Source organism: Pseudomonas sp. MIL19, assembly GCF_028680365.1.
Taxonomy (GTDB): domain Bacteria; phylum Pseudomonadota; class Gammaproteobacteria; order Pseudomonadales; family Pseudomonadaceae; genus Aquipseudomonas; species Aquipseudomonas spirodelae.
In genome coordinates this window covers 250,024-274,281 of the sequence record NZ_JAPPVG010000002.1, presented here as the reverse complement: position 1 = coordinate 274,281, position 24,258 = coordinate 250,024, and the positions used below count along the sequence as shown (strand labels likewise).

General features: G+C 57.8%; 22 protein-coding genes. 14 read left to right on the top strand and 8 right to left on the bottom strand.

Annotated elements, in window-relative coordinates; translation table 11 throughout:
* Window positions 1–129 precede the first annotated feature (129 nt).
* From pabB to rloA, 4 genes are all read right to left on the bottom strand, one after another.
* Window positions 130–1,485: an aminodeoxychorismate synthase component I gene (gene pabB / locus N1078_RS02995; RefSeq protein WP_274086711.1), complete on the bottom strand. Its 1,356-nt coding sequence runs from the start codon at window positions 1,483–1,485 to the stop codon at window positions 130–132.
* A gap of 243 nt (window positions 1,486–1,728) precedes the next feature.
* Window positions 1,729–2,715, bottom strand: coding sequence for an alpha-L-glutamate ligase-like protein (locus N1078_RS02990; protein WP_274086710.1), 987 nt, complete (start codon window positions 2,713–2,715; stop codon window positions 1,729–1,731).
* A gap of 4 nt (window positions 2,716–2,719) precedes the next feature.
* Window positions 2,720–4,246, bottom strand: coding sequence for an osmotic stress tolerance membrane protein RloB (gene rloB / locus N1078_RS02985; RefSeq protein WP_274086709.1), 1,527 nt, complete (start codon window positions 4,244–4,246; stop codon window positions 2,720–2,722).
* A gap of 5 nt (window positions 4,247–4,251) precedes the next feature.
* On the bottom strand, window positions 4,252–4,788 hold the full coding sequence (rloA, locus tag N1078_RS02980) for a retropepsin-like aspartic peptidase RloA (RefSeq protein ID WP_274086708.1): 537 nt from the start codon (window positions 4,786–4,788) through the stop codon (window positions 4,252–4,254).
* Between the two features lie 301 nt (window positions 4,789–5,089).
* Here rloA and N1078_RS02975 point away from each other — a divergent pair, with 301 nt between their 5' ends.
* The 5 genes from N1078_RS02975 (at window position 5,090) to prpF (ending at window position 11,886) form a co-directional block, all read left to right on the top strand.
* Entirely contained in the window at window positions 5,090–5,827 is a 738-nt protein-coding gene (locus N1078_RS02975; protein ID WP_274086707.1) for a GntR family transcriptional regulator, read from the top strand.
* On the top strand, window positions 5,824–6,708 hold the full coding sequence (gene prpB / locus N1078_RS02970; RefSeq protein WP_274086706.1) for a methylisocitrate lyase: 885 nt from the start codon (window positions 5,824–5,826) through the stop codon (window positions 6,706–6,708). The genes N1078_RS02975 and prpB overlap by 4 nt, the downstream gene beginning before the upstream one ends.
* Window positions 6,709–6,779: 71 nt before the next feature.
* Window positions 6,780–7,943: a bifunctional 2-methylcitrate synthase/citrate synthase gene (gene prpC / locus N1078_RS02965; protein WP_274086705.1), complete on the top strand. Its 1,164-nt coding sequence runs from the start codon at window positions 6,780–6,782 to the stop codon at window positions 7,941–7,943.
* 2 nt (window positions 7,944–7,945) lie between these two features.
* Window positions 7,946–10,567, top strand: coding sequence for a Fe/S-dependent 2-methylisocitrate dehydratase AcnD (gene acnD / locus N1078_RS02960; RefSeq protein ID WP_274086704.1), 2,622 nt, complete (start codon window positions 7,946–7,948; stop codon window positions 10,565–10,567).
* A gap of 131 nt (window positions 10,568–10,698) precedes the next feature.
* A complete protein-coding gene (prpF, locus tag N1078_RS02955) occupies window positions 10,699–11,886 on the top strand; it encodes a 2-methylaconitate cis-trans isomerase PrpF (RefSeq protein ID WP_274086703.1) in 1,188 nt (395 codons plus the stop codon).
* Between the two features lie 67 nt (window positions 11,887–11,953).
* Here prpF and ppsR read toward each other — a convergent pair whose 3' ends face one another.
* Window positions 11,954–12,772 carry a posphoenolpyruvate synthetase regulatory kinase/phosphorylase PpsR gene (gene ppsR / locus N1078_RS02950; RefSeq protein ID WP_274086702.1) on the bottom strand — a complete coding sequence of 273 codons (819 nt, stop codon included), beginning with the start codon at window positions 12,770–12,772 and terminating at the stop codon, window positions 11,954–11,956.
* A gap of 180 nt (window positions 12,773–12,952) precedes the next feature.
* Between ppsR and ppsA the strand changes: the two genes are divergently transcribed.
* The 8 genes from ppsA (at window position 12,953) to N1078_RS02910 (ending at window position 21,065) form a co-directional block, all read left to right on the top strand.
* The gene (gene ppsA, locus N1078_RS02945) at window positions 12,953–15,328 is read left to right on the top strand and encodes a phosphoenolpyruvate synthase (RefSeq protein WP_274086701.1); all 2,376 of its coding nucleotides are present in this window, start codon (window positions 12,953–12,955) and stop codon (window positions 15,326–15,328) included.
* A gap of 202 nt (window positions 15,329–15,530) precedes the next feature.
* Complete coding sequence (locus tag N1078_RS02940) at window positions 15,531–16,538, top strand: alpha/beta fold hydrolase (RefSeq protein ID WP_274086700.1); 1,008 nt, start codon at window positions 15,531–15,533, stop codon at window positions 16,536–16,538.
* Between the two features lie 150 nt (window positions 16,539–16,688).
* A complete protein-coding gene (gene rraA, locus N1078_RS02935) occupies window positions 16,689–17,177 on the top strand; it encodes a ribonuclease E activity regulator RraA (protein ID WP_274086699.1) in 489 nt (162 codons plus the stop codon).
* Between the two features lie 20 nt (window positions 17,178–17,197).
* Window positions 17,198–18,193, top strand: a complete 996-nt coding sequence (locus N1078_RS02930) for a zinc transporter ZntB (RefSeq protein ID WP_274086698.1) — start codon at window positions 17,198–17,200, stop codon at window positions 18,191–18,193.
* Between the two features lie 54 nt (window positions 18,194–18,247).
* Complete coding sequence (locus N1078_RS02925; protein WP_274086697.1) at window positions 18,248–18,493, top strand: CrfX protein; 246 nt, start codon at window positions 18,248–18,250, stop codon at window positions 18,491–18,493.
* Window positions 18,494–18,495: 2 nt separating this feature from the next.
* Window positions 18,496–19,311: a mechanosensitive ion channel family protein gene (locus N1078_RS02920; RefSeq protein WP_274086696.1), complete on the top strand. Its 816-nt coding sequence runs from the start codon at window positions 18,496–18,498 to the stop codon at window positions 19,309–19,311.
* 87 nt (window positions 19,312–19,398) lie between these two features.
* Entirely contained in the window at window positions 19,399–19,998 is a 600-nt protein-coding gene (sigX, locus tag N1078_RS02915; protein WP_274086695.1) for an RNA polymerase sigma factor SigX, read from the top strand.
* Between the two features lie 101 nt (window positions 19,999–20,099).
* Complete coding sequence (locus N1078_RS02910) at window positions 20,100–21,065, top strand: OmpA family protein (protein ID WP_274086694.1); 966 nt, start codon at window positions 20,100–20,102, stop codon at window positions 21,063–21,065.
* A 411-nt stretch (window positions 21,066–21,476) separates the two neighbouring features.
* Here N1078_RS02910 and N1078_RS02905 read toward each other — a convergent pair whose 3' ends face one another.
* Together N1078_RS02905 and N1078_RS02900 are read right to left on the bottom strand one after the other, a co-directional pair.
* Window positions 21,477–21,923, bottom strand: coding sequence for a thioesterase family protein (locus N1078_RS02905; protein ID WP_274086693.1), 447 nt, complete (start codon window positions 21,921–21,923; stop codon window positions 21,477–21,479).
* 89 nt (window positions 21,924–22,012) lie between these two features.
* Window positions 22,013–22,330, bottom strand: coding sequence for a transcriptional regulator (locus N1078_RS02900; RefSeq protein ID WP_274086692.1), 318 nt, complete (start codon window positions 22,328–22,330; stop codon window positions 22,013–22,015).
* Window positions 22,331–22,538: 208 nt separating this feature from the next.
* Here N1078_RS02900 and N1078_RS02895 point away from each other — a divergent pair, with 208 nt between their 5' ends.
* Window positions 22,539–22,931 carry a hypothetical protein gene (locus N1078_RS02895; RefSeq protein ID WP_274086691.1) on the top strand — a complete coding sequence of 131 codons (393 nt, stop codon included), beginning with the start codon at window positions 22,539–22,541 and terminating at the stop codon, window positions 22,929–22,931.
* Between the two features lie 36 nt (window positions 22,932–22,967).
* Here N1078_RS02895 and alaC read toward each other — a convergent pair whose 3' ends face one another.
* Entirely contained in the window at window positions 22,968–24,197 is a 1,230-nt protein-coding gene (gene alaC, locus N1078_RS02890) for an alanine transaminase (RefSeq protein WP_274086690.1), read from the bottom strand.
* Window positions 24,198–24,258 lie beyond the last annotated feature (61 nt).

Below are 24,258 nucleotides of genomic sequence, written 5' to 3'. Positions count from 1 at the left end.
CCAAACACCCTGCGAGGGCTAGGCCTTCGCAGGGTGTTTAGTTTTTGCTGGGCATCATCGGCGCGCTTCTGTGGCGAACGACTGCTATCGGCAAAGACTCGGCAAGCAAAAGCCTGTCCTGTATTGCGTTCAATCGCAGAAACGCTCCAAGGTTTGCAGCAGCACTTTGACCTTGGTGATGGACTCCTGATATTCGGCGTGGCCGTCAGAGTCAGCGACGATGCCGCCGCCGCCCCAGCAGCTGATCTGACCGTCTTTGGCCAGCAGGCTGCGGATGGCGATGGAACTGTCCATTTCGCCGCGCACATCCAGGTACAGCAGTGAGCCGCAATACAGTGCACGGCGCGTGGGCTCGAGCTCATCGATGATCTGCATTGCGCGAATCTTTGGCGCGCCGGTAATCGAACCGCCGGGGAAGCTGCCGGCGATCAGGTCCAGCGCATCTTTATCCGGTGCCAGTTCGCCGGTGACGGCGCTGACCAAATGGTGCACGTTGGGGTAGCTCTCCAAGGCGAAGAGTTCCGGCACTCGCACCGAGCCGACTTTGCAGCTGCGCCCCAGGTCATTACGCAGCAGGTCGACAATCATCAGGTTCTCTGCGCGGTCTTTGCTGCTGTCGAGCAGGGCGTCGGCCTCGGCTTGGTCCTGCTGCGGATCTGTATGGCGAGGGCGGGTGCCCTTGATGGGGCGGGTTTCGACCTGGCCTTCGCTGAGGCGCAAGAAGCGCTCCGGTGACAGGCTGATGATTGCCCCACCGTTCGGCAGCGTTTGATAGCCCGAGAACGGTGTCGGGCAGGCGGCGCGCAGTGCCTGGTAGGCAGTCCACGTCGAGCCCTGGTAGTTCGCCCGAAAACGCTGGGTAAGGTTCACCTGGTAGCAGTCGCCAGCCTGGATGTAGGCCTGAATTCGCGCCAGGCGCTGCAGGTACTGCTCTTCGGTGATGTCGTGCTGGAAGCGTTGCAGCAGCTTGAACGGTTGCGGCTCGGGTGTCGGCGCTGATGGCTGGGTGAACAACAGGCTCAGGCGCTGGTGTTCGGCTGCCGGCAGGTTTGGGTGAAATACCAATTGGCTGCGCTGCTGTTGGTGATCGGTCACCAGGGCCCAGGCATAAACACCAAAGCGGGCGTCGGCCAGGTCGAGGTCATCGAAAGCTTCGCTCGGGAGGTGCTCCAGTCGGCGGCCGAAGTCATAACTCAAGTAGCCGATTAGCCCACCAACGAATGGCAGGGGCGTGTCGGCGGGTGCTTCGGCTTTACCCAGCGCGTTGAGGCTCTGGCGCAGGCGTTGTAGGAAGGCCTCGGCCGTTTCGTCAGGCGTTGGCAGCAATTCAGCCAGTGGCCAGGCACTCATAAGGTCGTAGCGCCCGCGTTGTGCGGTCGGCCGTCCGGCATCCAGCAGCACGGCGCCCGGGGCATCCAGGATGCTGCTGAAATAGTGAGAAGGGTCTGCTTGATAGGGCAGTGGCAGTACAAGGCAAGTAGGCATATGACAGCTTCGAGTGCGCGGATGGCGATTGTAGAGCGTCGCCGGTATTCGTCCTAGAGCAGTGCATTGCTTTGCTCTGTTACTGAGAGGTTTAGTGGGCGCATCGTCGGGTGGTGCGATGTGTCTCAAACAACATACGGCCAGGCAGGGTTGAAAACAAAACACCCCGCCAGAACAAAGCCCTGGCAGGGTGTTGGGTCGCTATTTGATAAGCCCGGAATGTCCGGACTCATCTGTTGTCGATCAGCCCTTGACCGGTGCTATGTGACCAAACAGCCCTTGCGAGAAGCGCATGCGCTCTTCAGGTGTTTCCACAATGCCTTTCTTTTTCAGCTCGGCGATACGTGCTTCAACCGCATGGGCGCGGTGAGTGAGCCCGCAGTCGTTAGCAATCTGGATATTCAGGCCTGGGCGGGCGTTGAGTTCAAGAATCAACGGGCCTTTGTCCTGGTCCAGCACCATGTCCACGCCGATATAGCCCAGCCCGCACAGCTCATAGCAGCCGGCAGCGAGCTTCATAAAGCCGTCCCAGTTTGGCAGTTGCACGCCGTCCACCGCGTTGGTGGTGTCCGGGTGCTTGCTGATTTTGTTGTTCAGCCAGGTGCCGCGCAAGGTCACCCCGGTGGCCATGTCCACACCAACGCCGATGGCGCCTTGGTGCAGGTTGGCCTTGCCGCCGGATTGACGGGTGGGCAGGCGCAACATGGCCATCACTGGGTAGCCCATCAGTACGATGATGCGAATGTCCGGTACACCTTCATAGCTGATGCTTTTGAAGATCTGGTCCGGGGTCACGCGGTATTCGATCAGCGCACGGTCACGGTGGCCGCCGAGGGAGTAGAGGCCGGTGAGAATGCTGGAGATCTGATGCTCGATCTCTTCGTGGCTGATGATTTTGCCCGAGACGGTTCTGTATTTGTCTTCGAAGCGATCGGCAATCACCAGGATGCCGTCACCGCCAGCGCCTTGCGCTGGCTTGACCACGAAGTCCGGACGGTCACCAATAATCTCGCGCAGCTTGTCGATGCCTTTCTCGGTCTCGATAACGCCGTACATTTCCGGCACATCGATGCCCGCTTCGATCGCGCGCTGCTTGGTGATGATCTTGTCATCGACGATCGGGTACAGGTGCCGTTTGTTGTACTTCAGCACGTAGTCCGCGTTGCGTCGGTTGATGCCCATGATGCCTTTGGCTTCAAGGGCTTTCCACGTCTTGATCAGACCGAACATGGCATTAGTCCTTGAGGAAGGCTTTGAAGCGGAACAGTTCGGTCAAGCGGTAACCGCGGTAGCGACCCATCGCCAACATGAAGCCCACCAGAATCATCAGCACGGCCGGGAAGGTGAAGATGAAGTAGTTCAGCTCCGGTACGCTCATCAGCAGATGCGCCAAGGTTGCGGCGAACAGGGTACCGATGGCCACTTTGAAGGCATGGCCGCCGCCGCGCTCTTCCCAGGTGATCGACAGGCGTTCGATGGTCATGGTCAGAATCACCATCGGGAACAGCGCTACCGACAAGCCGCGCTCCAGGCCAAGTTTATGGCTGAACAGGCTGATCACCGCGATCAGTACCACGACGAAGGTCAGTACTACCGAAAGCCTAGGCAGCATCTGCAGTTTCAAGTGTTCCAGATAAGAGCGCAGCGACAGGCCAAGAGCGGTAATCACGGTAAACAGGATAATGCCGAAGCCCAGTTGGGTTTCGCGGAAGGCCAGGGCGATCAGTACCGGGGTAAAGGTACCGAGTGTCTGCAGGCCGCCGAGGTTACGCAGGATCAGAATCACCAGCACGCCAATCGGGATCATGACCATGATCATAAAGGTCTGCTGGGTTTGCAGCGGCAGGCCATACAGGGTGTATTCGAGGAAGTCGGCGTCAGTGTTTTCGTCGGTCAGCTTGGCCAGGCGAATGGCGTTCATTTCGCTGTTGTTCAGGCTGAAGCTGACTTGCGCCTGTTTGCCGCCTTCGAGGGTGACCAAGCTTTCATCACCGGTCCACCAGACCAGCCGATCAGCCGGCAGGCCTTGCTCGCCACTTTCCGGGTTGAAGTACAGCCATTTTTCGCCGTTGAAGCTGCGCAGCCACAGCTCTGGGCTTTGCTGGATTTCGCTGGCGAGGCGGATGGTGTGAACGCGCTGCATCGGCACGTGGGCGATGGACAGCAGTAGCTCGATCGCCGTGGCTTTGTTGGCAGTGGAGGTGTCGCCGCTCAGCAGCAGTTTGACGTTGTCGTCGTTGCTGTTGTTGACGCGTTTGATGGTTTCACTGATGAAGGTTTCGACGTCTGCCGAGTGTTGGCGAATCGGTGCGAGCAGCGCTTCAGCGGCAATTTTCTCGGCACCTTCTACCGGGATGCTGTCACGGAAAATGGGGCCTTTGGCCTTGGTTTGCTCGCCGCTGTAACGCTTGGTCAGCACCAGGCGGTAGTAGAGGGTTTGCTTGCCGCTGGCGCGACGTGCGGACCAGGTGACTTTGCGGTTGCCGTCAGTGCGGTTGATGCTCACGCCGTAGTTATTGGAGATAAAGCTCTCGTTCAGGCTGACGTAATCCTGAGCCAGTGGCGGTACAAACATCTGCAGTTTAACCGGCTCGCGCGGGTTGGCCAGGAACTCGACTTTGGCGTCGATGTTCCACAGATCGTCAGTCTCGTCTTCGGTCATGGGGATGCCGAGGATGAAAATCTGATAAGCCGTAATCAGAATGCCCAGGCTCACAAGGAGCGTGACTAGGACTTTCAGATGGAGCGTAAGAGAGCGCATGGGAATTACTCGCCAGGGTTTGCGTCAGGGGTGCAAGCAGGTTTGCCTGCTGCGTATTTAAGACTCGGATCGACCAGCGCCGAAAAGCGTTTGAGTGCTTCGGAGCCTATCAATAACGGGTATTGGAATGCACTACGATCGGTCAAGTTCACTTCAATAGTGCGCAGGGCATGGCCCATGCAGACGTCCATTTCGATCACCGGGCGAGCTGTGTAAGTTTTTTCTTCCTCTGGATCATAGTCGCCCGCGCGCCGTTTGATTTTGCTGATGCGTGCCAGGGGGCGTTCGATCGGGCTGTTATGTGCCTCATCGATGGCCAGGTAGAAGCGCACCCACGTTTCGCCATCACGCTTGAAGCGTTCGATGTCGCGGGCGCTCAGCGATGCGGTTTTTGCGCCGGTATCGAGTTTGGCGGCGAGCTTGAGGTCGAGGTCGAATAAACGCACGTACTCATTAAGCCCATAAACCGTCTTCTCCGCGGCGAGACTCAGGCCGGGAGTCAGTAACAGGCATAACAATAGAAGGAAGGGCTTGAGTGTCATAAGTCCGGGCGGTGTGCTGTTGATAGGGGGTAAATAAAAGCGTGTAACGCGTATCGCCGTGAGCGAGCTTGCGCTTGGAGTCTGGTAGGCCGGCAAAATTCCTTTGCGGGTGCTAAGCGGGCGGCATTCTACCATGCGCTTTTTCAGTCAGCACAGGCGCTTATAGACGTTTATGCAAGTAAGGTCGCGGCGGTTATCGACTAAAGGCTGATGAGCAACTGTCAACAATCTGCGGGCGTGTTTGACATTTACGGGGTATATAGTTAGTTTTACGGCAGTTAATTTAAACAGTGTCGACAATATGACTGATGTGATTGAGTCGCCCGAGTCCAGTCAGGAAGATTCTGAAACCCTCTCCGAGCAGGTTTTTCGGCGTATTCAGGCTGCGATCGTCAAAGGTGAGATTGCCCCCGGTAGCAAGATCTCCGAGCCGGAGCTGGCGCGCACCTATGGCATCAGCCGTGGGCCGCTGCGTGAAGCCATTCACCGCCTCGAAGGCCAGCGTTTGTTGGTACGCATTCCGCATGTTGGCGCGCGGGTGGTGTCCCTCAGTCACGCTGAGTTGATTGAGCTTTACGAAATTCGCGAGTCCCTGGAAGGCATGGCCTGTCGACTGGCGGCCGAGCGCATGAGCGCTGCCGAAATCGACGAGCTGCGCCGCGTTCTGGACCTGCATGAGCAGGACGCGGCTTTCAAGGCCGGTGTCGGCTACTACCAGCAGGAAGGCGATTTTGACTTTCACTACCGGATCATCCAGGGCAGTGGCAACAAGACCCTGACCCAGATGCTCTGTGGTGAGCTGTACCAGTTGGTGCGCATGTACCGCCTGCAGTTTTCCGCAACGCCCAATCGGCCACGGCAGGCGTTTGCCGAGCACCACCGTATTCTCGATGCCATTGCCGAGCGTGATGGTGAGCTGGCCGAGTTATTGATGCGCCGCCATATCAGCGCCTCCAAACGTAATATCGAGCGCCACTTTGCTATCAGCAAAGAGCAGGGCGCACCCACCCAAACAGCCAAAACCCGAGGTGAGTCATGAGCATGAAAAGTCCCGGTCAGCGTTTCCGCGATGCGGTTGCCGAAGAGCATCCGCTGCAAGTTATCGGCGCCATCAATGCCAACCATGCATTGCTGGCCAAGCGTGCCGGTTTCAAGGCGATCTACCTGTCTGGCGGTGGCGTGGCGGCGGGTTCACTCGGCTTGCCGGACCTGGGCATCACCGGCCTGGATGACGTGCTCACCGATGTACGGCGCATTACCGATGTGTGCGACTTGCCGCTGTTGGTTGATGTCGACACCGGTTTTGGCAGCTCGGCCTTTAACGTCGCGCGTACGGTCAAATCGATGATCAAGTTCGGCGCCGCGGCGATTCATATCGAAGACCAGGTCGGTGCCAAGCGTTGCGGCCATCGCCCTAATAAGGAAATCGTTTCCCAGCAGGAGATGGTCGACCGTATTAAGGCTGCCGTTGATGCGCGTACCGACGACAGCTTCGTGATCATGGCGCGCACCGATGCGCTGGCGGTTGAAGGCTTGAACTCGGCGCTGGACCGCGCCGCCGCCTGTGTCGAGGCCGGTGCCGACATGATCTTCCCCGAAGCGATCACCGAGCTGGCGATGTACAAAACTTTCGCCGATCGGGTCAAGGCACCGATTCTGGCCAACATCACCGAGTTTGGTGCCACGCCGTTGTACACCACTGAAGAGCTGGCCTCGGTGGATGTCGGCCTGGTGCTGTACCCGCTGTCGGCTTTCCGTGCGATGAACAAGGCGGCTGAAAACGTCTACATGGCCGTGCGCCGCGACGGCACGCAGAAGAATGTGGTCGGCACCATGCAGACGCGTATGGAGCTCTACGATCGCATCAACTACCACGCGTTCGAGCAGAGTCTGGATGCGTTGTTCGCCGCCAAGAAATAACCGGAATGCGGGCCAGCGCGCCTGCCAATAAAAAGAACCACCCGACCGGATCGGATGAGGAGATAGAAGCGATGAGTGCGACCCCAGAAACCACCACCCCGGGCTTCAAGCCGAAGAAGTCAGTGGCACTGAGCGGCACCGCCGCCGGTAATACCGCCCTGTGCACCGTTGGCCGTACCGGTAACGACCTGCATTACCGTGGCTATGATGTGCTCGATTTTGCCAATCGCTGCGACTTCGAAGAGATCGCTCACCTGCTGGTGCACGGCAAACTGCCTAACGTCGCTGAACTGGCAGGCTACAAAGCCAAACTCAAGGCCCTGCGTGGCTTGCCGGCAAGCCTCAAGGTCAGTCTTGAGCAGCTGCCGCCGTCGGCGCACCCGATGGACGTGATGCGCACCGCGGTGTCGGTGCTCGGTTGTGTGTCGCCGGAGAAAGACGACCACAACCACCCGGGTGCCCGTGATATTGCCGACAAGCTGATGGCTTCCTTGGGCAGCGCGCTGCTGTATTGGTATCACTTCAGCCACAACGGCAAGCGCATCGAGGTGGAAACCGACGATGACTCCATCGGCGGCCATTTCCTGCACCTGTTGCACGGTGAAAAGCCGCGCGAGTCCTGGGTGCGTGCCATGCACACCTCGCTCAACCTGTATGCCGAGCATGAGTTCAATGCCTCCACCTTCACCTCGCGGGTAATCGCCGGCACCGGTTCGGACATGTACTCGTGCATCGCGGGCGGTATTGGTGCGTTGCGCGGGCCGAAGCACGGCGGCGCCAACGAAGTGGCATTTGAAATTCAGAAGCGCTACGACAATCCGGATGAGGCCGAGGCCGATATCCGTGCGCGCGTCGAGAAGAAGGAAGTGGTGATCGGCTTCGGTCACCCGGTCTACACCGTCAGCGATCCACGTAACAAGGTGATCAAGGACGTTGCGCGCGAGCTGTCTGCCGAACAGGGCAACATGAAGATGTACGACATTGCCGAGCGCCTGGAATCGACCATGTGGGAAATCAAGAAGATGTTCCCCAACCTCGATTGGTTCAGCGCCGTCAGCTACCACATGATGGGTGTGCCGACCGCGATGTTCACCCCATTGTTCGTCATCGCGCGCACCTCAGGCTGGTCCAGCCACGTGATTGAGCAGCGCATCGACGGCAAGATTATCCGCCCGAGCGCTAACTACGTGGGCCCGGAAGACGTCAAGTTCGTGCCGCTCAAGGAGCGTCCATAACCATGACCATTACCCTCAACAGCCAACACCGTAAGCCGTTGCCCGGCACCGTGTTGGACTACTTCGACACCCGCGAGGCGGTGGATGCTATCGCGCCCGGTGCCTACGCCAAGCTGCCGTATAGCTCGCGCGTGCTGGCCGAGCAGTTGGTGCGGCGCTGTGATCCGGCGATCTTGACTGAGTCGCTGAAGCAGCTGATTGAACGTAAGCGCGACCTGGATTTCCCCTGGTACCCGGCCCGCGTGGTGTGCCACGACATTCTTGGCCAGACCGCGTTGGTCGACCTGGCTGGCCTGCGTGATGCGATTGCCGAGCAGGGCGGTGACCCGGCCAAGGTTAATCCGGTGGTGCCGACTCAGCTGATCGTCGATCACTCGCTGGCTGTCGAAGCGCCGGGCTTCGACCCGGACGCGTTCGATAAGAACCGCGCCATCGAGGACCGTCGCAACGAAGACCGCTTCCACTTTATCGAGTGGACCAAGACTGCATTCAAGAACGTCGACGTGATCCCGGCCGGCAACGGCATCATGCACCAGATCAACCTGGAGAAAATGAGCCCGGTGATTCAGGCGCGTGGCGGCGTGGCCTTCCCGGACACCTGCGTCGGCACGGACAGCCACACTCCGCACGTCGATGCCCTGGGCGTAATCGCCGTGGGTGTTGGTGGCCTGGAAGCTGAGACGGTGATGCTGGGCCGCGCATCGATGATGCGCCTGCCGGATATCGTCGGTGTCGAGCTGACCGGCAAGCGTCAGCCCGGTATTACCGCTACCGACATCGTCCTGGCCATCACCGAGTTCCTGCGTGCTGAGCGCGTGGTCGGTGCCTGGGTTGAGTTCTACGGTGAGGGTGCCAACAGCCTGACCATTGGCGATCGTGCGACCATTTCCAATATGTGCCCGGAATACGGTGCCACTGCTTCGATGTTCTACATCGACCAGCAGACCATCGATTACCTCAAACTCACCGGCCGCGAACCGGAGCAGGTGGCGTTGGTCGAGCATTACGCCAAGACCACCGGTCTCTGGGCTGATGCGCTGGTTACTGCCGAATACGAGCGGGTGCTGAGCTTCGACCTGTCGTCTGTGGTGCGCAATATGGCCGGACCGAGCAACCCGCATCGCCGCCTGCCAACCTCGGCACTGCACGAGCGCGGCATTGCAGACGAAGCCAAGCTGGCATCCGGCAAGGTTGAGGAAGCTGACGGTTTGATGCCCGACGGCGCGGTGATTATCGCGGCCATCACCAGCTGCACCAACACCTCCAACCCGCGCAATGTGGTGGCTGCGGGCTTGCTGGCGAAGAAGGCCAATGCGCTCGGCTTGCTGCGCAAACCTTGGGTCAAGACCTCGTTCGCACCAGGCTCCAAGGTCGCCAAGCTGTATCTGGAGGACGCAGGCCTGCTGTCCGAGTTGGAACAACTCGGTTTCGGCATTGTTGGCTACGCCTGCACCACCTGTAATGGCATGTCCGGTGCGCTGGATCCGCTGATCCAGCAGGAGATCATCGACCGTGATCTGTACGCCACCGCCGTACTGTCGGGCAACCGCAACTTCGACGGGCGTATTCACCCTTACGCCAAGCAGGCGTTCCTCGCTTCACCGCCGTTGGTGGTGGCGTATGCCATTGCCGGCACCATGCGTTTCGACATCGAGCAAGACGTGCTCGGGCATGACCAGCAGGGCAATCCGGTCACCCTGAAAGACCTGTGGCCGAGCGACGAAGAGATCGATGCCATCGTCGCGGCCAGCGTCAAGCCGGAGCAGTTCCGTCAGGTTTACATCCCGATGTTTGACCTGGGTGCTGTGCAGGAGGCTGAAAGCCCGTTGTACGACTGGCGCCCGATGTCGACCTACATTCGTCGTCCGCCGTATTGGGAAGGTGCGCTGGCCGGTGAGCGCACGCTCAAGGGCATGCGGCCGTTGGCGGTGCTGCCGGACAACATCACCACCGACCACCTGTCGCCCTCCAACGCCATTCTGCTGAACTCGGCAGCGGGCGAGTACCTGCACAAAATGGGCTTGCCGGAAGAGGACTTCAACTCTTACGCCACCCACCGCGGCGATCACCTGACCGCGCAGCGCGCCACGTTCGCCAACCCGCAACTGGTCAACGAAATGGCCGTGGTGGATGGGCAGGTGAAGAAGGGTTCGCTGGCGCGGGTTGAGCCGGAAGGCCAGGTCATGCGCATGTGGGAAGCCATCGAAACCTATATGGGGCGCAAGCAGAATCTGATCATCATTGCCGGCGCCGACTATGGCCAGGGCAGCTCGCGTGACTGGGCCGCCAAGGGGCCACGCTTGGCCGGTGTTGAGGTGATTGCCGCCGAAGGTTTCGAGCGTATTCACCGCACTAACTTGATCGGCATGGGCGTGCTACCGCTGGAGTTCAAACCAGGCACTACACGCCTGACCCTGGGTATCGACGGCACTGAAGTGTATGACGTGATCGGTGAGCGCAAGCCGCGCGCAACCATGACGTTGGTGATCACACGTCGCAATGGCGAGCGCGTTGAAGTGCCGATGACCTGTCGCCTGGACAGCAACGAAGAAGTCTTGATCTACGAGGCGGGCGGTGTGCTGCAGCGCTTTGCTCAGGACTTCCTGGAGTCCACCAAGGGCTGATTGACCACCGGGGCGTTAACGCCCCGGTCTTTCGTAGGGTGGATCACGTTTCACCGATCCACCATGACAACGTTGAGCGGTGGATGGAAAAACACTATCCACCCTAGGGTTTATAAGGCCAGGTAATCACCATGTCTCAGTTACCCCAGATCAAAATCCCCGCCACCTATATGCGTGGCGGTACCAGTAAGGGCGTGTTCTTCCGCCTGCAAGACCTGCCGCAGAGCTGCCAAGTGCCAGGAGCGGCGCGCGATAAGCTGTTTATGCGGGTGATTGGCAGCCCCGATCCTTATGCCGCGCAAATTGATGGCATGGGTGGGGCGACATCCTCGACCTCGAAATGCGTGATTCTGTCGAAGAGCAGCCAGCCGGATCACGATGTCGACTACCTCTACGGCCAGGTGTCGATCGACAAGGCCTTCGTCGATTGGAGCGGTAACTGCGGCAATCTGTCCACGGGCGCTGGCGCGTTTGCCCTGCACGCCGGCCTGGTTGACCCGTCGCGCATTCCGCAGAACGGTATGTGCGAGGTGCGTATCTGGCAGGCAAATATCCAGAAAACCATCATTGCCCATGTGCCGGTTAGCAATGGCCAGGTGCAGGAAACCGGCGACTTCGAGCTGGATGGGGTGACCTTTCCCGCTGCCGAGATTGTGCTGGAGTTCCTTGATCCGTCTGACGATGGTGAGGAAGGCGGTTCGATGTTCCCCACCGGTAACCTGATCGATGATCTGGACGTGCCGGGCGTCGGTACTTTCAAAGCGACCATGATCACGGCCGGTATCCCCACCGTGTTCGTCAACGCCGAAGACATTGGCTACAGCGGCAGCGAGCTGCGCGAGCAGATCAACGGTGATCCGGAGCAATTGGCGCGCTTCGAGAAGATTCGTGTGGCAGGTGCCTTGCGCATGGGCCTGATCAAAACTGCAGAAGAAGCGGCTACCCGGCAGCACACGCCGAAGATCGCCTTCGTCGCCAAGCCCAAGGATTACCTCTCGTCCAGCGGCAAAACAGTGCAGGAGGCTGATGTCGATTTACTGGTGCGCGCGCTGTCGATGGGCAAGCTGCACCACGCGATGATGGGCACCTGTGCTGTGGCTATCGGCACGGCGGCGGCGATTCCGGGCACGCTGGTTAATTTGGCTGCGGGTGGCAGTGCACGCGAAGCGGTGCGCTTTGGTCATCCATCCGGGACATTGCGCGTTGGCGCTCAGGCGGCGCTGGTTGACGGCCAGTGGACGGTGACTAAGGCGATTATGTCGCGTAGTGCGCGGATTCTGATGGAAGGTTGGGTGCGGGTTCCTGGCGACTCGATCTAAATCAGCAGCCTGAGAAAAGGCTCGAAGTTGTCGGGCCTTTTTCTTTTATATCAAGTGTTTATAGCGTTTACTTAAAGCGGCGCTCAACACCTTTTTCCACCAGGATCTTGGCCGATATTTCTTCTACCGAGAAATGCGTGGAATTGATGAAATTGATGTTTTCGCGGCGGAACAGGTTTTCCACTTCGCGTACTTCAAATTCGCACTGGGCATAACTGGCGTAGCGGCTGTTGGGTTTGCGCTCGTTGCGAATGGCGGTGAGGCGATCCGGATCGATGGTCAGGCCGAACAGCTTGTCCTTGTACTTTTTCAAGGCCGGCGACAGCTGCAAACGCTCCATGTCGTCTTCGGTCAGCGGGTAGTTGGCGGCGCGGATGCCATATTGCATGGCCATATATAGGCAGGTTGGGGTTTTACCGCAGCGTGATACGCCGACCAGGATCAAATCAGCTTTGTCGTAGTAATGAGTGCGTGCACCGTCGTCGTTATCCAAGGCGAAGTTGACCGCTTCAATACGCTCCATGTAGTTGGAGTTGTGGCCGATGGAGTGTGACTTGCCGACGGAGTAAGAGGAATGTGAGGTCAGTTCCTGTTCCAGAGGGGCCAGAAAACTCGAGAAGATATCGATCATAAAACCTTCGGACTCAGCCAGGATGTCGCGTATGTCCTGATTGACGATGGTGTCGAAAATGATCGGTCTAGAGCCGTCCTTCTCGGCTGCGCTGTTGATTTGTTGTACCATTGCGCGCGCTTTTTCCACGCTATCGATGTAGGGTCGCGTGAGTTTGGTGAAGTCGATAGTTTCAAATTGGGCTAGCAGACTTTGGCCCAGGGTTTCGGCAGTGATGCCGGTGCCATCGGAGATGAAAAAAGCGGTTCGTTTCATTTGTGCCATGGGCCTTAAGCTGAGGACGAATCTTGGCTATCATAGGCCCGCCTTTGCAGGGCCGATCTGGCCGGCATTGTTACTTATTTTCCAGGGCCAGGCCACAATCGTGCGGGCATGTATGCCGGCGAGTTTCCCCAGCCCCTTGAGCTTTTCCAACACCTTAGTGGAGAGATCACCTTGGTAGAGTACGTAGTTTCCCTCGATAAGCTCGGCAATCACGATGTTGAGCACGTAGGGGGCAAGAACGCCTCCCTGGGCGAGATGATCAGCAACCTTGCTGGTGCCGGTGTTTCAGTGCCCGGTGGTTTCGCCACAACAGCCCAGGCTTACCGAGACTTTCTCGAGCAGAGCGGCCTGAACGCGCAGATTCATGCGGCCCTTGATGCCCTTGATGTTGATGACGTCAACACCTTGGCCAAGACTGGCGCGCAGATCCGTCAGTGGGTCATGGATGCACCGTTCCCCGCCGAGTTGGACAAGCAGATTCGTATTGCCTTCGCCGAAATGGCCGGTGGCAACGACAACATGGCCGTAGCCGTGCGCTCCTCGGCCACCGCCGAAGACCTGCCAGACGCTTCGTTTGCCGGTCAGCAAGAAACCTTCCTGAACATCCGTGGCGTGGACAATGTGATCCGTGCTGCTAAAGAGGTATTTGCCTCGCTGTTCAACGACCGCGCCATCGCCTACCGCGTACACCAGGGCTTTGATCATAAATTGGTCGCTCTGTCTGCCGGCGTGCAGCGCATGGTGCGCTCGGAAACCGGTACCGCCGGGGTGATGTTCACCTTGGATACAGAATCCGGCTTCCGTGACGTGGTGTTTATCACCGGCGCCTATGGCCTTGGCGAAACCGTGGTGCAGGGCGCTGTGAACCCCGATGAGTTCTACGTGCACAAGCAGACCCTGGAAGCCGGTCGCCCAGCGATTCTGCGTCGCAACCTGGGCAGCAAAGCCATCAAGATGATCTATGGCGACGAAGCCAAGGCCGGTAAGTCGGTCAAGGTCGTCGACGTTGATCGCGCCGAACGTGCGCGCTTCTGCCTGAGCGATGCTGAGGTCAGCGAGCTGGCCAAACAAGCCATGATCATCGAGAAGCACTACGGTCGTCCGATGGACATCGAATGGGCTAAAGACGGTGACGACGGCAAGCTGTACATCGTTCAAGCGCGCCCTGAAACCGTGAAGAGCCGCTCTAACATCAATGTAATGGAGCGTTACCTGCTCAAGGAAACCGGCACCGTGCTGGTTGAGGGTCGCGCGATCGGGCAGAAGATCGGTGCGGGTCGCGTACGGGTGATCCATGACGTTTCTGAGATGGACAAGGTCCAGCCAGGCGACGTGTTAGTTTCCGACATGACCGACCCAGACTGGGAGCCGGTGATGAAGCGCGCCAGCGCCATTGTCACCAACCGTGGCGGGCGTACCTGTCACGCTGCGATTATTGCCCGCGAACTGGGTATTCCTGCAGTCGTCGGCTGCGGCAACGCCACCCAGGTGCTGAAAGACGGCATGGGCGTCACCGTATCCTGCGCTGAAGGCGACACCGGCTTTATTTTCGAAGGCGAGCTGGGCTTCGATATTCGTAAGAACTCGGTCGATGCCATGCCTGAACTGCCGTTCAAGATCATGATGAACGTCGGTAATCCGGACCGTGCCTTCGACTTCGCCCAGCTACCCAACGAAGGTGTGGGCCTGGCGCGTCTGGAATTCATCATCAACCGCATGATTGGTGTGCACCCCAAAGCGCTGCTGAACTTTGCCGGCCTGCCGCCGGAGATCAAAGAAAGCGTCGAGAAGCGCATTGCAGGTTACGACGATCCGGTCAATTTCTACGTCGAGAAGCTGGTCGAAGGCATCAGTACTCTGGCTGCAGCGTTCTGGCCGAAGAAAGTTATCGTGCGTCTGTCGGACTTCAAGTCCAACGAATACGCCAACCTGATCGGCGGCAAACTCTACGAGCCGGAAGAAGAGAACCCGATGCTGGGCTTCCGCGGTGCTTCGCGTTATATCAGCGAGTCGTTCCGTGATTGCTTCGAACTCGAATGCCGCGCGTTGAAGAAAGTGCGCAATGAAATGGGCCTGACCAACGTCGAGATCATGGTGCCGTTCGTGCGCACCCTCGGTGAGGCCAGCCAAGTGGTTGATCTGCTGGCTGCCAACGGTCTGGCCCGTGGTCAGGATGGCTTGAAGGTCATCATGATGTGCGAACTGCCGTCCAACGCGATTCTGGCTGAAGAGTTCCTTGAGTTCTTCGATGGTTTCTCCATTGGCTCCAACGACCTGACCCAGCTCACGCTGGGCCTGGACCGCGATTCGGGTATCGTCGCGCACCTGTTCGATGAGCGTAACCCGGCCGTGAAGAAACTGCTGAGCAATGCCATCCAGGCCTGTAACAAGGCCGGCAAGTACATCGGCATCTGTGGTCAGGGTCCTTCGGACCACCCAGATCTGGCGCGCTGGCTGATGGAGCAGGGCATCGAAAGCGTATCGTTGAACCCGGATTCGGTGCTCGATACCTGGTTCTTCCTGGCCGAAGGTCAGCAATCGGCCTGATGGCGCGTTAACGTTATATTCAAGGGCGGGTTGATCCCGCCCTTTTTTGTGTTCAGCACATCCATGTGCTTCACCTCTCCGGGGCTTGCGCGCAAAAACGCTGCTGGCGTTTTTGTGGTCGGCCATCGTGGCGACCTTAGGGCCGTCGCCTGCGACGTGAAAAATTGCGCCCGGCAATTGGCTTGTACCAGAGCGTAAACAGATGCAAAGCAGCAGTGAGCTTTTTCCCGTCGCCTTGATCAGCGCGGAACTCCGTGGCGATTTGAGTGAAGACATTTATCGCCTCAAGCCCGGTAACAGTCCGGATAGAAGTGTTGAACTGGCGCTGACGCGTCTGGGTCGTGCAGGCTATGAGCACACTCGTGGCGTGCCGGTGATTCTGATTCCCGGGAGCTTTTCCAACCGGCGCTTCTGGTTTTCGCCCAAGGGTATTGGGTTGGGCGCTTACCTGGCCCGTGCCGGCTTCGATGTGTGGATTGCCGAGATGCGTGGGCATGGCTTGTCGCCGCGTAACCGCGACTATTCACGCAACACGGTCAGTGATTACGTGCGTTACGACCTGCCGGCAATCGCTGACTTTATCCATGAGCTAAACCCGCAGAAGGCCCACTGGCTGGGGCATTCTCTGGGCGGGATTATTCTTGCTGGGGCGTTGGGTGGGCATTATCTGGATGAGGCGAAAATCGCCTCCAGTGCGTTGTTCGGCAGTCAGATCAGTCGCGTTTATTGGCCGTTGAAGCTGCCGCCACTGGAGTGGACCGCACGGCTGCTGCTTAAGCGCTTCTCGGTGCTTTCCGGCGCCCGACTTAAGCGTGGCCCGGAAGATGAACCGATTGGCTTGGTCGTCGAGAGCTTGCGCTGGCATGGCCTGTTTGGCCGTTTTGGTGATGCCAAGCGCAACTGGTGGGCCGGGTTGGCAGAGGTGCGGGTGCCGGTTCTGGCCGTAGCTGCGCTAGGGGACAGGCAGGATCCGGCCTGGGCCTGCGAAAAGTTACTCAAGCAGTTCGGTTCGCCCGTGAGTGAGTTTATCTGCCTGGGTAAAAAGCAGGGTTTCAGCAGCGACTTCGGCCATGTTGAAATGCTCATCAGTAAAGAAGCGCAGCGTGAGGTCTGGCCCTTGCTTGAGCAATGGTTGCAACGAAGTCCGCAAATGTCTGCCGAGCTGGAGCGTAGTGAATTAGAAGGCGCTGCAACTGCTGGCGTCGAGTAGCGGCAGGGGAGCCTAATTGCGGTTGACCTGGACAGTTGTCGCGCGTTGAATGCGCCCTTTGTCAGCCGGCGTATTGGCCTGTGGTTTATGATGCAAAACGGGTCGGGATCGACCTGTCAGCGCCCCTCAAATTCTCCAAGGAGCTTTGCCATGTATTACATCACCCCCGATCTGTGCGATGCCTACCCGGAACTGGTCCAGGTGGTTGAACCGATGTTCAGCAATTTTGGTGGCCGCGACTCTTTTGGTGGCGAAATTGTGACCATCAAGTGCTTTGAGGACAACTCGCTGGTTAAAGAGCAGGTTGAGCAGCCGGGTAAGGGCAAGGTCATGGTGGTCGATGGTGGCGCTTCCATGCGTCGCGCGCTTCTCGGTGACATGCTCGCCGAGAAAGCCGCGAAGAATGGCTGGGAAGGCATTGTGATTTATGGCTGCGTGCGGGATGTCGACGTGCTGGCGCAGACCGATCTGGGTATTCAGGCTCTGGCCAGCCATCCGATGAAAACCGATAAGCGCGGCATCGGCGACCTCAACGTCGCGGTCACCTTTGGCGGCGTGACCTTCCGTCCGGGTGAATTTATCTATGCCGACAACAATGGCGTGATCATCTCGCCGTCTGCCCTACAAATGCCGGAGTAGCCCACTTGCAGGAAACCGTCATGCACGAAGGTGAAAACGCTCAGTGGGGCTTGGTGCATGCCTTTGTCCTCAACGGCCAGGGCGGTGCTCGTAGCATCGCTCGGGATGAGTTGCCTGGGTTGGTGCTGGCTGAGCAAGAAAGCCTCTGGTTGCACTGGGATCGCGGTCATCCGCAGACGCATGCCTGGTTGCGCGCCGAAAGTGGCTTGAGTGAGTTCTGCTGTGACCTGCTGCTTGAGGAGAACACGCGGCCGCGACTGCTGGCGCTGCCTGAGCAGCAGCTGCTGCTGTTTTTGCGTGGTTTGAACCTCAACCCGGGGGCTGAGCCCGAAGACATGGTCTCTGTGCGTATCTTTGCCGACACCCAACGGGCCATTTCTTTGCGTTTACGACCGCTGCGGGCCACTGAGGCGTTGATCGAAGACCTGTTGGCCGGCCGCGGGCCGAAAACCTCGGCCGAGCTGATCCTCAGCATGGCGCATTACCTGACCGATAAAGTTGAGTTGTTGGTGGGCGAACTGTCGGAGCAGATCGATGATCTGGAAGAGTCCGCCGATGCCGAAGCCAGTGAGGCGCCGGATCATTCCACGCTGCTGCAGATACGTCGTCGTGCGGCCAGTTTGCGGCGTTTCCTGGCGCCGCAGCGTGATATCTACGCTCAGCTGACTGCCAGTGCCCAGGCGTGGTTTGTTGAGGGAGACGGTGGCTACTGGAATGAGCTGAACAACCGCTTGACCCGTTACCTGGAAGAGCTTGAACTCAGCCGTGAGCGGGTCAGCCTGCTGCTGGAAGCGGAAAATCGGCGCATGGATGAGCGGATGAACCACACCATGTACCGTTTCGGCATCATCACCGGGATCTTCTTGCCGATGAGTTTCCTTACCGGCTTGCTCGGGATTAATGTCGGCGGTATTCCCGGCTCAGAAAGCCCGCATGGCTTTCTTCTGGCTTGTTCGCTGATGGCGGTGGTAGCGCTGGTGCAGTGGCTGCTGTTTCGTCGCTTGCGCTGGATCTGATGTGACCTGCTCGGTACTGGTCTCGTCTAGCCGTCACATCCTGTGAGGTGCGCCATGCACGATCCCTTTGAAGAATCATTGCGCGATTTACTTAAGTCGCCCGCCTCGAGCCATGACGATGATGCTTGTCTGCATCGCGTGCTGAAAACCGCCAACCGCCAGGTCGGTGTCGGTGATTTGTTTGCCCTGATGGGGCATTGGGCCGGCGCGTTAATGATCGCGCTGAATAACGGATCGCCTCACGTTGCGCCGGTTTCGCGCCGTAAATCCTCCGAATCTTCTCTTGATAAGGCTGACTGAGCATGGAATTTACACAAGTGCTGGTAGACGCGATGGCCAGCGTCTGGACCCCTATTGCTGCTTTTATTCCGCGGCTGTTTGGCGCCATGGTGGTGGTGTTACTGGGTTTTGTGGTGGCTAAGTTTCTCGACACTTTACTGTCCAAGCTGCTCGGTAAGATTGGCCTGGATCGTTTGATGGCCGGTACTGGTCTGACCAAAATCCTCGGTCGTGCCGGTATCCAAGTGCCGGTGTCGACCCTGATCGGTAAAATCGTTTACTGGTTTGTGTTGCTGATCTTCCTGGTCACTGCGGCTGAATCCCTTGGTCTTGAGCGGGTTTCCGCCACCCTCGATGTGCTGGCCCTGTACCTGCCGAAAGTCTTCGGTGCGGCCTTGGTGTTGCTCGCCGGTGTCTTGTTGGCGCAACTGGTCAGTGGCTTGGTGCGCGGCGCTGCAGAAGGCGTAGGCCTGGATTATGCCGGCGGCCTGGGGCGTATTGCTCAGGGCTTGGTGATCATCATCAGTATCTCGGTGGCGATCGGTCAGCTTGAGGTGAAAACCGAACTGCTTAATAACGTGATCGCCATTGTGCTGATCTCGGTAGGGCTGGCTGTCGCTCTGGCGCTGGGGCTGGGCAGTCGCGATATCGCCAGTCAGATCCTGGCTGGTATTTATGTGCGTGAATTGTATGAAGTGGGGCAACAAGTCCAGGTCGGTGCGGTCGAAGGGCAGATCGAAGAGATCGGTACGGTTAAAACCACGCTGCTGACGGAAGCCGGCGAGCTGGTTTCAGTCGCTAACCGTACCTTGCTTGATCAGCAGGTAAGCAGCCGCTAAGGCTAATCCCTGCTATTGTATGCGGCCAATCAGCAGCCTGATTACAGGTTGCGTTGGCTTATGTCCTGACTGTCGGCCCGACTCGTTTTGAATAAAGCCCACTCCGCATCACTGCGCTATGACCCCCGCGAACTCTCGGACGAAGAGTTAGTGGCGCGTGCCCGTGACGAGTTATTTCATATAACCCGTGCCTATGAAGAGTTAATGCGCCGTTATCAACGTACTTTATTTAACGTGTGCGCGCGTTATTTGGGTAACGACCGTGATGCGGATGATGTCTGCCAAGAAGTTATGCTCAAGGTTTTATATGGCCTTAAAAACTTTGAGGGTAAGTCAAAGTTTAAAACATGGCTGTACAGCATCACGTACAACGAATGCATTACTCAATATCGCAAAGAACGTCGCAAGCGCCGTCTTATTGACGCCCTAAGCTTGGATCCGCTCGAAGAAGCGTCTGAAGAGAAAGAGCCAAAGCCTGAAGATAAAGGTGGACTTGATCGTTGGCTGGTGCACGTTAATCCCATCGATCGGGAAATTTTGGTGCTACGTTTTGTCGCAGAGCTGGAGTTCCAAGAGATTGCCGACATTATGCACATGGGCCTAAGTGCTACGAAAATGCGCTATAAGCGTGCACTTGATCGGCTACGCGATAAATTTTCGGATAGTGCTGAAACTTACTTAGAATAAAGCCGTCATAGCTAACGGTTAATTCTGGTAGAATTATCGGCTGAGTTGTCTTGTGTTTGTCAGACAACTTACTGACCATCATGAGATAGGGAATATTGGTAATGAAACTGAAAAACACTTTAGGCGTTGTCATTGGCTCGTTGTTGGCTACTTCTTCTCTCAGTGCTCTGGCCCAAGGCCAAGGCGCTGTAGAAATTGAGGGTTTTGCCAAGAAAGAAATTTTTGACAGCGCCCGTGACTTCAAAAACAACGGCAACCTGTTTGGTGGCAGCATCGGCTACTACCTGACTGACGACGTTGAACTGCGTCTGGCCTATGACGAAGTACACAACGCCCGCGGCGAAGATGGTCGCAACATCAAGGGTTCGAACACCGCTCTGGACGCGCTGTACCACTTCAACAACGCTGGCGACGCACTGCGTCCTTACGTTTCTGCTGGTTTCTCGGATCAGAGCATCGGTCAGTCCGGTCGCAATGGTCGTAACGGTTCTACCTTCGCCAACATCGGCGGCGGCGCTAAGTATTACTTCACTGACAACTTCTATGCCCGTGCTGGCGTTGAAGCTCAGTACAACATCGACCAGGGCGATACCGAGTGGGCGCCAAGCGTCGGTATAGGCATGAACTTCGGTGGTGGCAGCAAGCCGGCGCCAGTTGTTGTCGCTGCTGTTGAGCCGACCCCAGAGCCGGTAGCTGTTGAAGAGCCGATGGAATTGGTTCGTGTTGAGCTGGACGTTAAGTTCGATTTCGACAAGGCCAATGTTAAAGAAGAAAGCTACGGCGACATCAAGAACCTGGCTGACTTCATGAAGCAGTACCCGCAGACCACCACCGTGGTTGAAGGTCACACTGACTCCAAAGGCAGCGACGCTTACAACCAGAACCTGTCCGAGCGCCGCGCTAGCGCTGTTCGTGACGTGCTGGTCAATCAGTACGGCGTTGATGCTGCCCGCGTTAATGCGGCAGGCTACGGCGAAACTCGTCCGGTTGCTGATAACGCTACCGACGCAGGCCGCGCTGTTAACCGTCGCGTGGAAGCTGAAGTAGAAGCTCAGATCCAGCAGTAATCGATCTGGCTGTATAGAAAAGCCCGGCTTAGACCGGGCTTTTCTTTGTCTGGAAATAGGCTGAGGCGTTATAAAAAACATATCTATGTCAGGTTCATCTGGCATGCGCGCGGCAATGGTGTTCCGTGGGTTTGACGTCAGCGGCGGGGTTAAGCGCATGCGTAGGCATGGGAAGGGTCAGGAGCGCCAAGGCGAGTAGGTTGCTCAGTAGTCCGGCGTTGCGGACATGGCGGCGCGTAGCTGTCACAGTAATGGCCCCTGCTTTTGATTTTATGCATAAGGCGTAGCAGAGGATGCGCCGGCTGTCACGGCGGCAGCCGAATAAACGAGCAAAAACTCTCTGACCAGGCGGGGTCGTAGCGCTCAGGCGAGGTCATGCTGGCGCTCGCCGGAGTTCCTCGGCAGCGTCGGTTATTGGCTGAGCCAGTTAACCTTGCTGAATTTATTGCTGAAGGCGGCTGGCATCTTCACCACCTTGCCTAGCTTATAGTTAAAAAACACGAAGCCGGACTTAGCCATAGCCACTAGCACACCGTCGGCCGGACGCGTGATGCGGAAGGTGATATCGCCGCCGTAGTTGTTGAAATCCATCACGCCGACCTCGAACAGCAATTGATCGCGGGCGTGGGCCTCGGCGCGGTAGGTGGTGGCTAGGTCGGTAACGATGATGCCTGTGCCGTCTTCCTGGGTTTCCTCGATGCCGAACTCGAATAGAAAGCGCGCCCGCGCCTCGGAAATCATCGAGATCATCGAGTCATTGCCCAGGTGGTTGGCAGCGTTGATGTCAGTTACCCGCACAGTCAGGTGAGTGCTAAAGCAGAACTGGTCTTCGGGAAACATTAGGGTCAAGCGGGCCATTGCTGCATCCAGTCGTTGAAAAGATGGCGAATATTAGCCCTGTTGCGCTCTGTGTGGCAGGTGCTGCGTGGTGTTCGGTATTAACAGTCCTAACGTGAGCGTGATTGGCTCTGTCCTTCCTCGACAAAGGCCTTGAGCCAGCGCAGTACCTCCACAGCCTCCCAGCGTGAAGGATCGAACATGGTATAGGCCAGGCCTTGGTAACCGACTACGTCCAGTTGGCGGTGATAGCCGGCACGCTGCAATAACGCTTCTATCTCGGCAAAACAGGTATTGAAGTGCGCCCGTGAGAACGGCGTCTTGCCCTCGGTGACGATGCCGTCGAGCTGTAATTCTTCGACGATGGCGCGGACTTTTTCCACAGCCATGCGGTTTACGCTGTCTTTCATCTGCAATACGTCTTGCATGTGTGAGCTCCTGTTCGCGACTTGTAGGGTCCGTTTACGGGTTGTGCGGCTGGCTAAGTAGGCGGGGGCAAGGGTAATCGAAAATACTGTACAAATAAACAGTATTCGATAATAGTAAGCCCAAGTCCTAAATCGTCACCTACCCGATCTCTCCCGCCATGTGCTCGCAAAGCCAATGGCGACAGGCACTGCAAAGGAGTCGCTAACAATGCAACAGATGCTGATGACACTTGTGCTACTGGGTCTTTTAGCCGGCTGTGCGCAGCCGCAGCTTGATCAACCCCGAGCCAATGGCACTTACCTAGTCATAGAGAACAGCCAGGCCTGGGCCGTGCTGGTATTCGACGGGATGCGCGTTGAAGAGCGCGGTACGGTGGTGGATGTGATTAAGCAGCCTAGCGAGGGCGCGGTAGTGGCGGCCAGCTATGTCATCGAGACGGCCAATTGCGGCCGTGTGCAGTGGCTGAGCGAACGTTCGGATGCGGCCGATGGCGTGACGAATCGGATGTCGCTGCACAGCAGCAACCAGCTGGGGCAAAGTGGCTGCGTGATTGCTGATGGCCTGAGCCGGGTGTGGACGGTGCTGGATTATTCGAGCTGAAACGTTAGAGGGCACCCTAAGGTGCCCTCTGTGTGATTACTGGTCGTGAGGTTTGGCTTTTTGGCCGGTTAATAGGCCGTCCGCGCGAAACATCGTCTTAATCCCGCGAAGCGCCTGACGGGTGCGGTCTTGGTTTTCGATCAGGGCAAAGCGCACATGGTCGTCACCGTAATCACCGAAACCAATACCCGGAGAAACGCAGACCTTGGCTTCCAGTAGTAGCTTCTTGGCAAACTCCAGTGAGCCGAGATGGGCGTACTGCTCGGGAATCTTGGCCCAGACATACATCGAGGCTTTGGGGTTCTCAACCATCCAGCCCAGCTCATGCAGGCCTTTGACCAATAAGTTGCGACGCTGGCGATACTGTTCGGCGATATCGCGCACACACTGTTGGTCGCCTTCCAGTGCTGCAATGGCTGCAACTTGCAGCGGGGTGAAGGTGCCGTAGTCGTGGTAGCTCTTGATTCGTGCGAGGGCGTTGACCAGTTCTTTATTACCGACCATAAAGCCGATGCGCCAGCCGGCCATGTTGTAGCTCTTGGACAGGGTGAAGAACTCCACGGCAATGTCTTTGGCACCCGGCACCTGCATGATTGACGGTGCTTTCCAGCCGTCATAGACGATATCGGCGTACGCCAAGTCGTGAATAACCAGCACGTCGTATTGCTTGGCCAGGGCCACCACGCGTTCGAAGAAGTCCAGCTCTACGCATTGCGCAGTGGGGTTTGAGGGGAAGCCGAGGATCATCATCTTCGGCTTAGGTATGGATTCGCGAATTGCGCGCTCCAGCTCAGCGAAGAAGTCCACGCCCGGAATCAACGGCACCGAGCGCACCTGTGCGCCGGCGATCACCGCACCGTAGATGTGAATCGGATAACTGGGGTTGGGTACCAGCACGGTATCGCCATGGTCCAGAGTGGCCAGCATCAAATGTGCCAGGCCTTCCTTTGAGCCGATGGTTACGATGGCTTCACTTTCCGGGTCGATATCGACCGTATAACGGTCCTTGTACCAGCGCGAAATGGCGCGACGCAGGCGCGGAATACCGCGAGAAGTCGAATAGCCGTGAGTGTCTTCGCGCTGGGCGACCTGCGCCAGCTTTTCGACGATATGCGGTGGGGTGGGGCCATCGGGGTTGCCCATGCTGAAGTCGATGATGTCTTCGCCACGGCGGCGCGCGGCCATCTTCAGCTCGGCGGTGATATTGAACACATAAGGGGGGAGTCGATCGATGCGCGCAAAGCGGCGCGGAGCTTGATCAGTCATGCTTTCCTCGGATACGTAAGCGCCCGGAACCGTCCGAGCGACGTTGGCCAGTGCGCTGGCC

Coding starts and splice junctions, on each gene's coding strand:
- pabB (WP_274086711.1), bottom strand. CDS start 1,485: ATGCCTACTTGCCTTGTACTGCCACTGCCCTATCAAGCAGACCCTTCT.
- N1078_RS02990 (WP_274086710.1), bottom strand. CDS start 2,715: ATGTTCGGTCTGATCAAGACGTGGAAAGCCCTTGAAGCCAAAGGCATC.
- rloB (WP_274086709.1), bottom strand. CDS start 4,246: ATGCGCTCTCTTACGCTCCATCTGAAAGTCCTAGTCACGCTCCTTGTG.
- rloA (WP_274086708.1), bottom strand. CDS start 4,788: ATGACACTCAAGCCCTTCCTTCTATTGTTATGCCTGTTACTGACTCCC.
- N1078_RS02975 (WP_274086707.1), top strand. CDS start 5,090: ATGACTGATGTGATTGAGTCGCCCGAGTCCAGTCAGGAAGATTCTGAA.
- prpB (WP_274086706.1), top strand. CDS start 5,824: ATGAGCATGAAAAGTCCCGGTCAGCGTTTCCGCGATGCGGTTGCCGAA.
- prpC (WP_274086705.1), top strand. CDS start 6,780: ATGAGTGCGACCCCAGAAACCACCACCCCGGGCTTCAAGCCGAAGAAG.
- acnD (WP_274086704.1), top strand. CDS start 7,946: ATGACCATTACCCTCAACAGCCAACACCGTAAGCCGTTGCCCGGCACC.
- prpF (WP_274086703.1), top strand. CDS start 10,699: ATGTCTCAGTTACCCCAGATCAAAATCCCCGCCACCTATATGCGTGGC.
- ppsR (WP_274086702.1), bottom strand. CDS start 12,772: ATGAAACGAACCGCTTTTTTCATCTCCGATGGCACCGGCATCACTGCC.
- N1078_RS02940 (WP_274086700.1), top strand. CDS start 15,531: ATGCAAAGCAGCAGTGAGCTTTTTCCCGTCGCCTTGATCAGCGCGGAA.
- rraA (WP_274086699.1), top strand. CDS start 16,689: ATGTATTACATCACCCCCGATCTGTGCGATGCCTACCCGGAACTGGTC.
- N1078_RS02930 (WP_274086698.1), top strand. CDS start 17,198: ATGCACGAAGGTGAAAACGCTCAGTGGGGCTTGGTGCATGCCTTTGTC.
- N1078_RS02925 (WP_274086697.1), top strand. CDS start 18,248: ATGCACGATCCCTTTGAAGAATCATTGCGCGATTTACTTAAGTCGCCC.
- N1078_RS02920 (WP_274086696.1), top strand. CDS start 18,496: ATGGAATTTACACAAGTGCTGGTAGACGCGATGGCCAGCGTCTGGACC.
- N1078_RS02910 (WP_274086694.1), top strand. CDS start 20,100: ATGAAACTGAAAAACACTTTAGGCGTTGTCATTGGCTCGTTGTTGGCT.
- N1078_RS02905 (WP_274086693.1), bottom strand. CDS start 21,923: ATGGCCCGCTTGACCCTAATGTTTCCCGAAGACCAGTTCTGCTTTAGC.
- N1078_RS02900 (WP_274086692.1), bottom strand. CDS start 22,330: ATGCAAGACGTATTGCAGATGAAAGACAGCGTAAACCGCATGGCTGTG.
- N1078_RS02895 (WP_274086691.1), top strand. CDS start 22,539: ATGCAACAGATGCTGATGACACTTGTGCTACTGGGTCTTTTAGCCGGC.
- alaC (WP_274086690.1), bottom strand. CDS start 24,197: ATGACTGATCAAGCTCCGCGCCGCTTTGCGCGCATCGATCGACTCCCC.